Raw genomic sequence first — 14,639 nt, forward strand, 5'->3', positions numbered from 1 at the left:
CTCACAAACCGGTCCACACCGGCCCCACCCGTGGTTTCCGGCAGGCCGGCCGCTGCGGTCTCCCGCACGCTCGCCCGGTTCCCTACCGGCGGTGAACCTTACCCGGTCGGTCTCGCCTCACCAAATCCGCCCTGCGGCAGATCCGGGGCACCACCCGGGCCGGATCACAGTGGGTAATCCCATCGTGACCCGATGCTCGTCGCCGCGCTCCGGCCTTGGAGGCTTTTCGCCCCGTTTCGCCCGTTCCGCGCTGGCAGAGAGAAAGTTACGCCCCCGACGGATTGGTCGTCAAATCCGTCGGGGGCGTCCCGCGTCACACTTCCCGCGCGCCGCTATCCGCGCAGCTCCACGCCGGCGAACGACTTCTTGCCGCGACGCAGGACCAGGTACCGGCCGTGCAGCAGGTCCGCCTGGGTGGGCTTCGCGTCCACCTCGGTGATCCGGGTGTTGTTGACGTACGCGCCACCCTCGGCGATCACCCGACGCGCCTCCTTGGCGCTCGGCACCAGACCCGACTCCCGCAGCAGCCCGGCGACGTCGGGCAGCTCGTCGACGTGCACCAGCCCGGCCTCGGTCAGGGCCGCCCGCAGCGTCTCCGGGGTCAGGTCGTCCAGCGACCCCCGACCGAAGAGGGCCTGGCTGGCGGCGACGGCCTGGGCCGTCTCCCGCTCGCCGTGCACGAGGGTGGTCAGCTCCTCGGCGAGGGCCCGCTGGGCGAGCCGGGCCGCCGGCCGCTCCGCGGTCTCCTTCTCCAGCTGCTCGATCTCGTCGCGGGAGCGGAAGCTGAAGTAGCGCAGGTAGCGGACCACGTCGCGGTCGTCGGCGTTGAGCCAGAACTGGTAGAACGCGTACGGGGTGGTCAGCTGCGGGTCGAGCCAGACGGCGCCGCCCTCGGTCTTGCCGAACTTGGTGCCGTCGGCCTTGGTCACCAGCGGTGTCACGAAGGCCTGGACGGGACCGGCCCCCCGGCGGCGGACGTAGTCGACCCCGGCGGTGATGTTGCCCCACTGGTCGGAGCCGCCGAACTGGAGCTGGCAGCCGTGCCGGCGGTGCAGCTCGTAGAAGTCGTGGGACTGGAGCAGCTGGTAGCTGAACTCGGTGAAGCTGATGCCCGTCTCCAGCCGGGCCTTCACCACCTCCCGGGCCAGCATCTTGTTGACCGGGAAGTGCTTGCCGACGTCGCGGAGGAACTCGACCACGGACATCTCGCCGGTCCAGTCCAGGTTGTTGACCAGCCGCGCCGCGTTCTCGCCGGCGTAGGACACGAAGGGCGAGAGCTGGTCGCGGATGCGGTCGACCCAGCCGGCCACCACCTCGGGCGGGTTCAGCGTCCGCTCGGCGCTCTCCTTCGGGTCGCCGATCTGCCCGGTGGCCCCGCCGACGAGCAGCAGCGGCCGGTGCCCGCCGAGCTGGAGGCGGCGGGCCGTGGTGACCTGCATGAGGTGGCCGACGTGCAGGCTGGCCGCCGTCGGGTCGAAGCCCACATAGAAGGTGGCGCTCCCGCCGTCGAGCAGCGCGCGCAGCTCGTCGAGGCCGGTCGAGTCCTGGATGAGGCCCCGCCACTGCAGGTCTTCGGTCAGGGAGTCCCGCCCGGTCGGCGGGAGGCTGCTGTCGGTCACGGTCACCGATTCTCCCCCATCGCCGGAACCGGCCGGTACCGGGTTTGCCGCTGATCACGGTTGGCTAGGCTGGCCCTCCCTGACGCGAGGAGGAGCCGCCGTGGAGATGCCCGAGCTGACCGGGGGCTTCGTCGCCCTGCTCGGCCTGGAGTTCGACGAGGTGAGCGCCGATCGGGTCGTCATCCGGTGGCGGGTCCGCCCGGACCTGCACCAGCCGTTCGGCATTCAGCACGGCGGGGTGTACTGCGCGGTGGTGGAGACCGCCGCGAGCGTCGGCGGCTCGCTGTGGCTGGGCGGGCAGGGCCGGGTGGTCGGGGTGTCGAACCAGACGGACTTCCTGCGCGCGGTCCGCGAGGGCGAGCTGACGGCCGTGGGGACCCCGGTGCACCGGGGCCGCAGCCAGCAACTCTGGCAGGTGGAGATCTCCGACGACGCGGGGCGGCTGGTCTCCCGGGGCCAGGTGCGCCTGCAGAACCTCACCGGCGCCTGATCTCGCCGCCGGCAGAGCCGGGCCGGCCCTGCCGACCCGCCGGCCGGATGCCCGGTTCGGGGCTTAAGGGGCTTTCTGTCCGGATATCGTCGCGGCGATGGCACCCGTCGACCCGCGTCCGAGGTGAGGAAGCTCCTCGCCGCGACGCTCGGCGTGCTCTCCGCCGTCGGCGGGTTCGTGGACATCGGCGACCTGGTGGCGGCGAGCCAGGCGGGGGCGCGCTTCGGCATGGCGCACGCCTGGGTGCTGCTGCTCGGGGTGGTGGGCATCTGCGCGTACGCCGAGATGGCCGGCCGGGTCGCGGCCGTGAGCGGCCGGGCGGTGTTCGACCTGGTGCGGGAGCGGCTGGGTCCCCGGGTGGCGCTGCTGAACCTGGTGGCCTCCTACCTGGTGACCGTGCTGACCCTCGCCGCCGAGCTGGGCGGCGTGGCGCTGGCCCTGCAGCTGGCCTCCGGGCTGAGTTACCTGCTCTGGGTGCCGGTCGCCGCGGCGGCGGTCTGGCTGGTGCTGTGGCGGATGCGCTTCCAGCTGATGGAGCGGGTGTTCGGCCTGGCGGGGCTGGCCCTGGTGGGGTTCGCGGTGGCGCTGTTCTGGCTGCCCACCGACTGGGCGGCGCTCGGGCGGTCGGCGGTGCACGGCGGCGCGGCGGGGCAGGGCTGGGGGGCCTACTGGTTCGTGGCGGTGGCGCTGTTCGCCTCCACGGTCAGCCCGTACGAGGTGTTCTTCTTCTCCTCGGGCGCGGTGGAGGAGCGGTGGAGCGCCGCCGACCTGGCCGACGCCCGGTCCAGCGTGCTGATCGGCTTCCCGGTGGGCGGCTTCCTCGCCCTGTCGCTGATCGCCACGGCCGCGGTGGTGTACCACCCGGGCGGGACGTCGCCGGACTCCCTCGCCCAGGTGGCGCAGCCGGCGGTCCTCGCGTTCGGGGCGGCGGGGCTGGCGGTGGCGGCGCTGGCGTTCTTCGCCGTCACGTTCGGGGCCGCGCTGGAGACGGGGCTGTCCGCCGCGTACGCCGCCGCGCAGTATTTCGGCTGGCAGTGGGGCAAGTGGGTGAGCCCCCGCGAGGCGGCCCGGTTCCACAGCGTGCTGCTGGTCAGCGTCCTGCTCGGGATGCTGGTGCTGCTGACGACGGTCGACCCGGTGACGCTGACGGAGTACATGCTGGTCCTCAGCGCGGTGGTGCTGCCGCTGACGTACCTGCCGATCCTCATCGTGGCCAACGACCGGACGTACCTGGGCGATCGGGTGAACGGGCCGCTGGCGAACCTGCTGGGGGTGGTGTTCCTGCTGGTGATCGTGGTGGCGTCGGTGGCGGCGGTCCCGCTGGCGGTGGTGACGGGGATGGGCCGATGAGGATGCAGCTCGGCCGGCAGCTGCTCGACCGGCAGATCGTCGACCGCGACGGCCGGCTGGTCGGCAAGGTCGACGACGTGGAGTTCGGCGTCGATGCGGACGGGGTGCTGTACGTGGCCGCCCTGCTCACCGGGCAGGGGGCGCTCGGGCAGCGGATCGGCGGCCGGATCGGGCGGCTCCTCGTCGCGGTTGCCGACCGGTTCACCGAGGAGCGGGCGGTGACGCCGCTGCGCATCCCGTACCGGCTGGTGGAGCGGGTGGACAGCGCGGTGCGGCTGCGGGCCTGCCTCGACGACCTGCCCTCCTCTCCGGTGGAGCAGTGGCTGCGCCGGCACCTGATCGGCCGGATCCCGGGGGCGGACCGTGCGGGCGGGTGAGCTGCTCGGCCGCACCGCGTACGACCTGCACGGCCGGCGGTTGGGTCGGGTGGTGGACGTGGTGGTGCGCAGCGCGGTCCCCGACGGGCGGCTGCGGCTGACCGACGTCGTCGTCGCCGGGCGCTGGTACGCCCGGGTCACCGGGCGGCTGATCGGTGCGGAGCGGCACCCGTCGGGCCCGTGGCTGATCCGCCTGGTCGCCCGGGTGCTGCGCGGCAGCAGCCGTCAGGTGCCCGCCGACGCCGTCCGGTTGGTGCCGCCGGTGCCCGGCTTCCCGTTCGGCGCGGCGCAGCCGGAGCAGCCGGAGGGACCGGAGCAGCCGGAGGGGCCGCCCGCACCGCCGGAGCAGCCGGAGGGACCGGCCGGGCCGGGCTGAGGGTCAGCCCCGGGCCGGGTCGAGGGCGGGCTCGGCGTCGGGCTCCGCGTCGGCGTCCGGCTCGGCGGGGGCGGCGACGCGGCGCAGCCGTACCGCCGTGATGGCCCGCTGGTCGATGTCGGCGACCTCCAGGGCCCAGCCGTCGATGGTGACGTCCTCCCCCGGCACGGTGGGGATGTGCCCCAGCAGGGTCAGGACCAGGCCGGCGACGGTCGTGTAGTCGCCGGCGGGGCGGCCGGGCAGCTCGACGCCGACGTCGACGAGGTCGTGGACGGGGAAGGTGCCGGGCAGCAGCATCGCGCCGTCGGCCTCGGTGCGCACGGCGCGCACGTCCCGGTCGGTCTCGTCGTAGATCTCGCCGACGATCTCCTCGAGGATGTCCTCCAGGGTGACGATCCCGTCGACGGCGCCACGCTCGTCGACGACGAGGGCGATGTGCTGCCGTTCCGCCTTGAACTGGCGCAGCGCGTCGACGACCGGCAGCGAGTCGGGCAGCAGCATCGGCGGGCGGGCGCACTCGTCGACGGGCCGGTCGTCGGGCACCCCGACCAGGTCGCGCAGGTGGATCACGCCGACCGCGTCGTCGAGGCCGCCGTGGCGCACCACCGGCGCGCGGGAGTGGCCGGTGGCGGCCAGCACCAGCCGCGCGGCCTCCGCCGTGGTGCCGCTGTCGAGCGTGAAGACCTGCAACCGGGGTACGAGCACCGCGCGCAGCCGCCGGTCGGCGATCTCGACCGCCCCGGCGATGATGGTCCGCTGCTCCTTGGTGAAGCCGTGGTTGCCGGCGACGATGTCGCGCAGCTCGTCCGGGCCGATCTCGTCCGGCTCGTGCTTGGGGTCGAGGCCGACGAGGCGGACCACCAGGTCGCTGGTCGCGCCGAGGGCCCAGACGGCGGGGCGGGTGAGGCTGGCGAGCAGGTCCAGCGGGCGGGCCACCAGCAGCGCCCAGCGCTCGGCGGCCTGCATGGCGATCCGCTTGGGGGCCAGCTCCCCGAAGACGAGGGTGACGAACGTCAGCACCAGGGTGACCAGCACGATGGCGGCCGTCTCGGCGGCGGAGCCGAACACCCCGAGCAGCGGCACGAGGGGCTTGGCCAGGGAGACCGCCGCGGCGGCCGAGGCGAGGAACCCGGCGAGGGTGATGCCGATCTGGATGGTGGCGAGGAAGCGGTTCGGGTCCTTGGCGAGGCGGGCCAGCACCCGGCCGGCCCGTCCGCTGCGTTCCAGCCGTTGGACCTGGCTGTCGCGCAGCGAGACCAGCGCCATCTCGCTGCCGGCGAAGATCGCGTTGAGGACGACCAGGACTCCGACCAGGGCCAGTTGGCTCCAGTAGCTCTGCACGCCCGGTTCTCTCCCTCGCTCCGACGGCCCCGGTCGCGACGACCGGTGGCGCCGCCCGGCGGGCCCGGGCCGGCGTAGGCCCCTCTGTGCCCCGTCGGCGGGTCGGCGAATCCTCCCGCCGCCGGCCGGGCGGTCGCGGGGCGGCGGGTCCGCCGGTCGGCCGCCCCGTCCGCGCCGGTCAGGCCCGGTCGGTGGCGGCCAGATCGAGCACGTACGCGTCGTCCTCGGCGCGGAAGCCGAGCCGGTGGTAGTAGGGCGCGACCATGCCGGGCGGGCTGACCACCCGACGGAACCCCCGGTCGGTGAAGAGGGTGCTGCGCCGGTAGACGAACTCGCCGGGGGTGAAGTCGCGGAACGGCGGGGTGACGTAGTCGAGGTCGACCTGGGCGGTGTCGCCCTCGGCGTGGGAGAGGACCACCCCGACCACCTCGTCGGCGCGGACGACCAGGAACGCGGAGCGGCGGGCGGTGTGCTCGCCCCAGTGGAAGCCCGGGTTGAACCGGGCGATGTCGGCGGCGTGCACGCGCAGCGTGTGGGCCAGGAACTGGTCGTCGACGCCGACCTCGACCACCTGGTACGTCTGCTCGTCGTGCCGGGTGGCGAGCATCTTGCGCAGGTACCACACGTTGATGACGGCGAGCACGACGTTCAGCCCGACCATCGGCCACACGGCGAGAGCGGTGTTGTAGCCGATCAGCACGAGGCAGCCGACGAGGTTGAGTGCGCGCAGCCGGAGGATGCGCGCCTGCAGCAGGGACCAGACCAGCAGCGCCGAGCCGGTCCAGCCGATCAAGTCCAGCCAGTTCACCCCGCGAGACTAGTGCCCGCCCAGCTCAGGCCGGCTGTGGGGCGGTGCCGGGCGGGTGCCGGCGCTCAGGCGGCCAGTTCGAGGACCCACTCCTCGACGACGGCGCGGCGGCCGTTGGCGTACCCCGAGTCCTCGCCGACGACGACGAAGCCGCACTTGCGCAGCACCGCGAGGGAGGCGGCGTTGTCCTTGGCGGCGCGGGCGCGCACCGGGCGGCGCGGCAGCTCGGCCAGCAGGGCGGCGAGGGCTCCGGTGGCGTGGCCGCGGCCCCAGCGGGCCCGGTCGATCCAGTAGCTGACCTCGGTCTGGTCGTCGACGGGGAAGGCGGCCACGTGGCCGACGACGGTGCCGTCGACGGTGACGGTGCGGGTGACGATCGCCGGGTCGGCGCGGATGCGCCGCCAGTGCGCCTCGAACGCCGCCCGGTCCGCCGGGTCGACGGGGCCGAATGCCGCCACCCAGTTGGCCTGCGCATCCTGCTCGAAGGCGAAGAAGTGCGGCAGGTCGTCGTCGCGCACGGGGCGCAGGCGCACGGCCTCGCCGGTCGCGGCGGGCGGGCGCAGATCCTCGGCGGTCACGCAGGCAGGGTACCGGCGGGGTCCGACAGGCCGGGACCTCCGGCCCGGCGGTCGTTCCATCCGGCCCTGTCGGCGGCCCGGCGCGGCCCGCTACCAAGGAGGGGGACGACGTTCCCGCACGGTAGCGGAGTGGAGGGCCGACGCCATGCTCAAGTACGTCTACGACTTCTTCGAGGGTGACCGGAGCCGGGCGGACCTGCTGGGCGGCAAGGGGGCGAACCTGGCGGAGATGACGCGGCTCGGGCTGCCCGTGCCGCCGGGCTTCACGATCAGCACGGCCGCCTGCCGGGCGTACCTCGCGCAGGGTGCCCCGCCGGCCGGCCTGTTCGACGAGGTGAACGCCCACCTGCGGGAGGTGGAGGCGCGGCTGGGCCGGTGGCTCGGCGACCGGCACGACCCGCTGCTGCTGGCCGTGCGCTCCGGCGGCCGGTTCTCGATGCCGGGGATGATGGAGACGATCCTCGACATCGGGCTCAACGACGCGACCGTGGGCGGCCTGGCCGCGCACAGCGGGGACGAGCGGTTCGCCTGGGACTCGTACCGGCGGTTGATCCAGATGTTCGGCCGGACGGTGCACGGGGTGCCGGCCGAGGAGTTCGAGCGGGAGCTGGCGGCGGTGCGGGCAGCGGCCGGGCCGGGCGGGCCGGGCGCGGCGGCGCTGCGCGACCTGGTGGAGACGTACAAGAAGGTGTACGCCCACCACGTGGGGCACGACTTCCCGCAGTCCCCGCACGAGCAGCTCTACCTGGCCATCCGGTCGGTCTTCGAGTCGTGGAACGCCGACCGGGCGGTGCTGTACCGCCGCCGCGAGCACATCCCGGACGACCTGGGCACGGCGGTCAACGTGATGGCGATGGTCTTCGGCAACCTGGGCCCCGACTCGGGCACCGGGGTGGCGTTCACCCGCGACCCGGCCACCGGCGCGCCCGGGGTGTACGGCGACTACCTGCCCGACGCGCAGGGCGAGGACGTGGTGGCGGGCATCCGCAACACCGTCGGCCTGCCGGAGCTGGAGCGGATCGACCCGGTGAGCTTCCGCCGGCTCACGGAGATCATGCGGACGCTGGAGCGGCACTACCGGGACCTGTGCGACGTGGAGTTCACCATCGAGCGCGGGAAGCTGTGGATGCTGCAGACCCGGGTCGGCAAGCGCACCCCGGCCGCCGCGTTCGTGATCGCCGCGCAGCTCGTCGACGAGGGACTGATCAGCGCGGACGAGGCGCTGCACCGGGTGAGCGGGGGGCAGCTCGCGCAGCTGATGTTCCCCGGCTTCGACCTCGACGCCGCGCCCGTGCCGCTGGCCACCGGCGTCGGCGCGTCGCCCGGTGCCGCCGTGGGGCGGGTGGTGTTCGACTCCGCCGCCGCGGCGGCGGCCACCGACCCGGTGATCCTGGTGCGGCGCGAGACCAACCCCGACGACCTGCCCGGCATGATCGCCGCGCAGGGGGTGCTGACCTCGCGGGGCGGCAAGACGTCGCACGCCGCGGTGGTGGCCCGGGGCATGGGCCGCACCTGCGTCTGCGGGGCCGAGGCGGTGCGGATCGACCCGGAGCGCGGCGAGTTCACCGTCGGCGACCGGGTGGTCCGGGCCGGCGAGGTGATCTCCATCGACGGCAGCACCGGCCGGGTGTACGCCGGGTCGGTGCCGGTGCGGCCCTCCCCCGTCGCCCGCTACCTCGCCGGCGAGCTGTCGCCCGAGGCCGATCCGCTGGTCGCCGCCGTGCACCGGCTGCTCGGCCACGCCGACGCGGTGCGCCGCCTCGGGGTACGCGCCAACGCCGACACCCCCGCCGACGCCCGGCGGGCCCGCGCGTTCGGCGCGGGCGGGATCGGGCTGTGCCGCACCGAGCACATGTTCCTCGGCGAGCGCCGCGAGCTGGTGGAACGGCTGATCCTGGCCGACGGGCCGGCGGAGCGGGACGCGGCCCTGGCGGCGCTGCTGCCGTTGCAGCGGGCCGACTTCGTCGGCATCCTCGCCGCGATGGACGGGCTGCCGGTGACGATCCGGCTGATCGACCCGCCGCTGCACGAGTTCCTGCCCCCGCTGCACGAGCTGACCGCCCGGGTGGCCCGGGCCGAGGCGCTGGGCGAGGACCCGGGGCGCGACGGGGCGCTGCTGGTCGCGGTGCGCCGGATGCACGAGGCGAACCCCATGCTGGGGCTGCGCGGGGTGCGGCTCGGACTGGTCGTGCCGGGGCTGTTCGCGATGCAGGTGCGGGCGGTCGCCGAGGCGGCGGCCCAGCGGCGACGCGACGGCGGCGATCCCCGGCCCGAGATCATGGTGCCGCTGGTCGGCGACGTGCGGGAGCTGACCGCGGTGCGGGTCGAGGCCGAGCAGGTGCTCGCCGGGGTCGAGGGCGCGCCGGAGATCCCGATCGGCACGATGATCGAGGTGCCCCGGGCGGCGCTGACCGCCGGGGAGATCGCCGCCGAGGCGCGGTTCTTCTCCTTCGGCACCAACGACCTGACCCAGACGGCGTGGGCGTTCTCCCGCGACGACGTGGAGGGGGCGTTCTTCGGGGCGTACCTGGAACGCGGGATCTTCCCGGTCTCCCCGTTCGAGAGCATCGACACCGCCGGGGTGGGGCGGCTGGTCCGCCTGGCCGTGGCGGAGGGCCGGGCGGCCCGGCCGGAGCTGACCGTCGGCGTGTGCGGCGAGCACGGCGGCGACCCCGACTCGGTCGAGTTCTTCGCCGAGGTCGGCCTCGACTACGTCTCCTGCTCGCCGTACCGGATCCCGATCGCCCGCCTGGCCGCCGGACGGGCCGCGGTGCGCCCGGCCGGCGCGCCGTCCGACAGCCGCTGACCCGACAACCGAACGGAGGTCGCGCCATGACCGCGATCCTGAACGCCACCGGACCCGCCCCGCTCTCCCCACTCCCGCGCCCGCCGTCGCCCGCTCCGCAGTCGCAGGCCCAGTCGGCGCAGGCACCGTCGGCGGCGGCGCTGTCGCAGGTGCCGGCGCAGATGTCGCAGGCACAGGCGCAAGCGTCGCAGGCGTGCCCGGAGGCCGGGCAGCGGCCCGGCGGGCAGGTCGGGCCCGTGCTCGTCCTGCCCGGCACGTCGCCGGCGGCGGTGGTGCCGGTGGCCCGCGACGGCCGACCGGTCGGCGCGTTCGTGCTCGCCGGTGGGCGGGTGCGCTACCGCTCGCTGGTCGGCCCGGACCAGGTGCTCGCCGCGGCGGCCGGGGCGCTGGCCGTCGGGCTGGTCACCGCTGCGGTGGCGGTGGTGGCCGGCCGGCGTCGCCCGCCGGCCATCGGCACGGTGCGGATGGGACCGGGCGGGTGGGTGAGCCTGCGGGGCGTGCGTGCCCCGGCCCTGCGCTCGACCGCCCCCCGCCCCTGGTGGGCCCACGTCCTACGCGCCCACCGCCTCCCCGCATCCCCCCGCTGACCCGCTGAACCGGTGCCCCCTGGTTCGGTGATCAAGAGGTTTGCGTCAGGTTTCGCCCCGGCCATGACGCAAACCTCTTGATCACCGGGCGGGGGGCGGGGGGCGAAGGTCCTGGGTGGGGTGGTCCGGGGACTCTGCCTTCGGCGGGGCGGGCGGAGCAGATTGAGGGTGGAAGCGACAACGGAGCTGGGAGGCCCCCGATGCGTGCGAGTGTCGTCACCGCGTTCGACCGTCCACTGGAGATGTTCGACCTGCCCGTGCCGGAGCCGGGCCCGGGCGAGATCCTCGTCCGGATCGAGGCCAGCGGCCTGTGCCACACCGACATCCACGCCGCGCGCGGCGACTGGCCGGTCAAGCCGAACCCGCCGTTCGTCCCCGGGCACGAGGGCGTCGGCATCGTCGAGCGGATCGGCGCGGGGGTGACCGAGCACGCCGTCGGCGACAGGGTGGCCCTGCCCTGGCTCGGCTGGGCGTGCGGGACCTGCGCGTACTGCGTCACCGGGTGGGAGACGCTGTGCGAGTCGCAGCGCAACACCGGGTACGCCATCGACGGCGCGCACGCCGAGTACGCGGTCGCGTCGGCCCGCTACGCCGTGGCCGTCCCCGCCGGGGTGGACCCGGCCGAGGCGGCCCCGCTGACCTGCGCCGGCGTCACCACGTACAAGGCGGTGAAGGTAGCCGGGGTGCGGCCGGGCGACCGGGTGGCTGTCTTCGGCATCGGCGGCCTGGGCCACCTCGCCCAGCAGTACGCGCAACTGTTCGGCGGCGAGACGGTCGCCGTCGACGTCACCGCCGAGAAGCTGGCCCTGGCCGCCTCGCTCGGCGCGACGCACACCGTCGACGCCGCCGACGTCGACCCGGTCGAGGCGATCACCGCGCTCGGCGGGGTGGACGTGGCGATCGTGCTGGCCGCCGACCCGCGCGTCGTCGAGCAGGCGCACCGCTGCCTGCGCCGCGGCGGCCGGCTGGTGCTGGTGTCGCTGCCGAAGGACAACGAGGTCACCCTGCCGGTCTTCGAGACCGTGCTCAAGGGCATCACCGTCATCGGCTCGATCGTGGGCACCCGCGCCGACCTGGCGGAGGTGTTCCGGCTGCACGCCGCCGGCCGCACCCACGTCGCGTACGAGGTGCGCAAGCTCGACGAGATCAACGAGGCGATCGAGGACGTGCTGGCCGGCCGGGTAGCCGCCCGCCTCGTGCTCCAGCCGTGACCCGCCACCTCACCGACCGGAAGGACACGACGATGACCGGCACCGAGCACATCCGCGACCCGTGGCGGGGCTTCGCCGACGGGGCGTGGCGCACCAGGATCGACGTGGCGGACTTCGTGCGCCGCAACCACGAGCCGTACACCGGCGACGCCGGCTTCCTCGCCGGCCCGACCGAGCGGACCCTGGCGGTCTGGGGACGGCTCACCGACATGTTCGGCGAGGAGCGCCGCCGCGGCGTGTACGACGTCGACCCGGCCACTCCGTCCACGATCACCGCCCACGCCCCCGGGTACATCGACGCCGACCGGGAGCTGATCGTCGGGTTGCAGACCGACGCGCCGCTGCGCCGGGCGATCATGCCGGCCGGCGGGCTGCGGATGGTCGAGACCGCGCTGCGGGCGTACGGCTACGAGCCGGACCCGGCGGTGCACCGGATCTACACCCGCTACCGCCGGACCCACAACGACGCGGTGTTCGACGCGTACCCGGCGGACGTCCTCGCGGCGCGGCGCTCGCACATCATCACCGGCCTGCCCGACGCGTACGGGCGGGGCCGGATCATCGGCGACTACCGGCGGGTGGCCCTGTACGGGGTGGACCGGCTCGTCGCCGAGCGCCGGGCGCTGAAGGCGGCCCTGGACGACCGGCCGTCGACCGACGACGTGATCCGCGAGCGGGAGGAGCTGGCCGAGCAGATCCGCGCCCTCGGCGAGCTGACGCAGATGGCCGCCGCCTACGGGTACGACATCTCCGGCCCCGCCACGACCGGCCGCGAGGCGATCCAGTGGCTGTACTTCGCGTACCTGGCCGCCACGAAGGAGCAGAACGGCGCGGCGATGTCGCTCGGGCGGACCGCGAACTTCGTGGACGCCTACCTGCGGCGGGACCTCGCCGAGGGGCGGCTGGACGAGGCCGGCGCGCAGGAGCTGGTCGACGACTTCGTGATCAAGCTGCGGATCGTGCGGTTCCTGCGCACCCCCGAGTACGACCAGCTCTTCTCCGGCGACCCGACGTGGGTCACCGAGTCCCTCGGCGGGATCGGCGCCGACGGCCGGCCGCTGGTGACCCGCACCAGCTTCCGCTACCTGCAGACCCTCTACAACCTCGGGCCGGCGCCGGAGCCGAACCTGACCGTGCTGTGGTCGCCCCGGCTCCCGGAGGGGTTCAAGCGGTTCTGCGCCCAGGTGTCGCTGGACACCAGCGCCATCCAGTACGAGAACGACGAGCTGATCCGGCCCGCGTACGACGACGACACCGCGATCGCCTGCTGCGTGTCGGCGATGCGGGTCGGCAAGGACATGCAGTTCTTCGGGGCGCGGGCGAACCTGGCCAAGGCGCTGCTGTACGCGATCAACGGCGGCCGGGACGAGCTGACCGGCGACCAGGTCGCCCCGCCCGCCCCGCCGGTCGGCGGCGAGACGCTCGACTACGACGAGGTGCTCGCCGCGTACGACCGGACGCTGGACTGGCTGGCCGAGACGTACGTGGACGCGCTGAACGTCATCCACCACATGCACGACCGGTACGCCTACGAGCGGCTGGAGATGGCGCTGCACGACCACCCGGTGCACCGGTTCATGGCCACCGGGGTCGCCGGGCTGTCGGTGGCGGTGGACAGCCTCGCCGCCATCCGGTACGGCCGGGTGAAGGTGCTGCGCGACGCCACCGGGCTGGCCGTCGACTACGCCGTGGAGGGCGAGCCGCCCACGTACGGCAACGACGACGACCGGGCCGACGAGATCGCGGTGTGGCTGGTGGAGACGTTCGCGGAGAAGCTGCGCCGGCAGCGCACCTACCGCGACGCGGAGCTGACCATGTCGGTGCTCACCATCACCTCGAACGTGGTGTACGGCAAGCACACCGGCAACACCCCCGACGGGCGGCGGGCCGGCGAGCCGTTCGCCCCCGGCGCGAACCCGATGAACGGGCGGGACACCCACGGCCTGGTCGCATCGGCGCTGTCGGTGGCGAAGCTGCCGTACGACGCGGCGCGCGACGGGATCTCGCTGACCGGCACGGTCACCCCCGACGGGCTGGGGCACACCCGCGACGAGCGGATCGCCAACCTGGCCGGGGTGCTCGACGGGTACGCCGACGCGGGCGGGTTCCACCTCAACGTCAACGTGCTGGACCGGGCCACCCTGCTCGACGCGATGGCCCACCCGGAGCGCTATCCGCAGCTCACCGTCCGGGTCTCCGGATACGCGGTGAACTTCGTCCGGCTCACGCCGGAGCAGCAGCGCGACGTGGTCTCCCGCACCTTCCACGGTTCGCTGTGACCGGGCCGCTGGCGACCGGCCGGGCCGGCGGGGCTTCCGCCCCGCCGGCCGGGCGGGAGCTGACCGGCGCGGTGCACTCGTGGGACCTGTCGATCGGGGTGGACGGCCCCGGCACGCGGTTCGTGGCGTTCCTGGCCGGCTGCCCGCTGCGCTGCCGGTTCTGCCACAGCCCGGACACCTGGTACCGGCGCAGCGGCCGGCACCAGACGGTCGACGAGCTGATGGCCCAGGTCCAGCGGTACCGGCGGTTCATCTCGGTGGCCGGCGGCGGGGTGACGATCAGCGGCGGCGAGCCGCTGATGCAGCCCCGGTTCACCGGCGAGGTGCTGCGCCGCTGCCACGCCCTGGGCCTGCACACCGCCCTGGACACCTCCGGCTTCCTCGGTGCGCGCGCCGACGACGCCCTGCTCGACGCCACCGACCTGGTGCTGCTGGACGTCAAGTCGCGCGACCCGGCGACGTACCGGCGGGTGACCCGCACCGGGGAGATCGGCCCGACCCTGCGCTTCGGCCGCCGGCTGGCGGCCCGGGGCACCCCGATCTGGATCCGGTTCGTGCTGGTGCCCGGCCTCACCGACGCGCCCGACAACGTCGCCGGGGTCGCCGACTTCGCCGCCGAGCTGCCCAGCCTGCAACGGGTGGAGGTGCTGCCGTTCCACCGGCTCGGCGCACACAAGTACGCCGAGCTGGGCCTGACGTTCCCGCTCGCCGACACCGAGCCGCCCACGCCGGAGCTGCTGGACCGGGTACGCGGCCAGTTCGCCGCCCGGGGCCTGACCGTCAACTGAGCACCCGGCAGTCCCGGGACGTCGGCCCG

At 74.4% G+C, this 14,639-nt stretch carries 13 protein-coding genes; 9 read left to right on the forward strand and 4 right to left on the reverse strand.

Annotated elements, in window-relative coordinates; genetic code table 11:
• Window positions 1-332: 332 nt before the first annotated feature.
• The gene (tyrS, locus tag LPU61_RS28450) at window positions 333-1,619 is read right to left on the reverse strand and encodes a tyrosine--tRNA ligase (RefSeq protein WP_229406784.1); all 1,287 of its coding nucleotides are present in this window, start codon (window positions 1,617-1,619) and stop codon (window positions 333-335) included.
• 100 nt (window positions 1,620-1,719) lie between these two features.
• On the opposite strand from tyrS, the gene LPU61_RS28455 reads away from it, so the two are divergent.
• The 4 genes from LPU61_RS28455 (at window position 1,720) to LPU61_RS28470 (ending at window position 4,212) form a co-directional block, all read left to right on the forward strand.
• Window positions 1,720-2,109, forward strand: coding sequence for a PaaI family thioesterase (locus LPU61_RS28455; protein WP_043968077.1), 390 nt, complete (start codon window positions 1,720-1,722; stop codon window positions 2,107-2,109).
• Between the two features lie 123 nt (window positions 2,110-2,232).
• Window positions 2,233-3,459 carry an NRAMP family divalent metal transporter gene (locus LPU61_RS28460; protein ID WP_043968075.1) on the forward strand — a complete coding sequence of 409 codons (1,227 nt, stop codon included), beginning with the start codon at window positions 2,233-2,235 and terminating at the stop codon, window positions 3,457-3,459.
• Window positions 3,456-3,836 carry a PRC-barrel domain-containing protein gene (locus tag LPU61_RS28465; protein ID WP_043968074.1) on the forward strand — a complete coding sequence of 127 codons (381 nt, stop codon included), beginning with the start codon at window positions 3,456-3,458 and terminating at the stop codon, window positions 3,834-3,836. The genes LPU61_RS28460 and LPU61_RS28465 overlap by 4 nt, the downstream gene beginning before the upstream one ends.
• Entirely contained in the window at window positions 3,823-4,212 is a 390-nt protein-coding gene (locus tag LPU61_RS28470) for a hypothetical protein (protein ID WP_043968071.1), read from the forward strand. Before LPU61_RS28465 ends, LPU61_RS28470 begins: the two co-directional genes overlap by 14 nt.
• 3 nt (window positions 4,213-4,215) lie before the next feature.
• Here the strand turns inward: LPU61_RS28470 and LPU61_RS28475 are convergent, their stop codons facing one another.
• The 3 genes from LPU61_RS28475 to LPU61_RS28485 all read right to left on the reverse strand — a co-directional run bounded on the left by LPU61_RS28475 (window position 4,216) and on the right by LPU61_RS28485 (window position 6,939).
• On the reverse strand, window positions 4,216-5,553 hold the full coding sequence (locus tag LPU61_RS28475; protein WP_043968069.1) for a hemolysin family protein: 1,338 nt from the start codon (window positions 5,551-5,553) through the stop codon (window positions 4,216-4,218).
• A 178-nt stretch (window positions 5,554-5,731) separates the two neighbouring features.
• A complete protein-coding gene (locus LPU61_RS28480) occupies window positions 5,732-6,361 on the reverse strand; it encodes a hypothetical protein (protein ID WP_043968067.1) in 630 nt (209 codons plus the stop codon).
• 65 nt (window positions 6,362-6,426) lie between these two features.
• Window positions 6,427-6,939, reverse strand: a complete 513-nt coding sequence (locus LPU61_RS28485; RefSeq protein WP_228987124.1) for a GNAT family N-acetyltransferase — start codon at window positions 6,937-6,939, stop codon at window positions 6,427-6,429.
• 145 nt (window positions 6,940-7,084) lie between these two features.
• On the opposite strand from LPU61_RS28485, the gene ppdK reads away from it, so the two are divergent.
• The 5 genes from ppdK (at window position 7,085) to pflA (ending at window position 14,610) form a co-directional block, all read left to right on the forward strand.
• Complete coding sequence (gene ppdK, locus LPU61_RS28490) at window positions 7,085-9,745, forward strand: pyruvate, phosphate dikinase (protein ID WP_229406704.1); 2,661 nt, start codon at window positions 7,085-7,087, stop codon at window positions 9,743-9,745.
• 26 nt (window positions 9,746-9,771) lie between these two features.
• The gene (locus tag LPU61_RS28495) at window positions 9,772-10,332 is read left to right on the forward strand and encodes a hypothetical protein (protein ID WP_229406705.1); all 561 of its coding nucleotides are present in this window, start codon (window positions 9,772-9,774) and stop codon (window positions 10,330-10,332) included.
• Between the two features lie 200 nt (window positions 10,333-10,532).
• Window positions 10,533-11,543, forward strand: coding sequence for an alcohol dehydrogenase catalytic domain-containing protein (locus LPU61_RS28500; RefSeq protein ID WP_043968062.1), 1,011 nt, complete (start codon window positions 10,533-10,535; stop codon window positions 11,541-11,543).
• A 32-nt stretch (window positions 11,544-11,575) separates the two neighbouring features.
• On the forward strand, window positions 11,576-13,822 hold the full coding sequence (pflB, locus tag LPU61_RS28505; protein WP_043969393.1) for a formate C-acetyltransferase: 2,247 nt from the start codon (window positions 11,576-11,578) through the stop codon (window positions 13,820-13,822).
• Window positions 13,819-14,610, forward strand: coding sequence for a pyruvate formate-lyase-activating protein (gene pflA, locus LPU61_RS28510; protein WP_374199726.1), 792 nt, complete (start codon window positions 13,819-13,821; stop codon window positions 14,608-14,610). The genes pflB and pflA overlap by 4 nt, the downstream gene beginning before the upstream one ends.
• The last annotated feature ends 29 nt before the right edge of the window (window positions 14,611-14,639 follow it).

The organism is Micromonospora sp. NBRC 110038, assembly GCF_020884815.1.
Lineage (GTDB): Bacteria > Actinomycetota > Actinomycetes > Mycobacteriales > Micromonosporaceae > Micromonospora > Micromonospora haikouensis.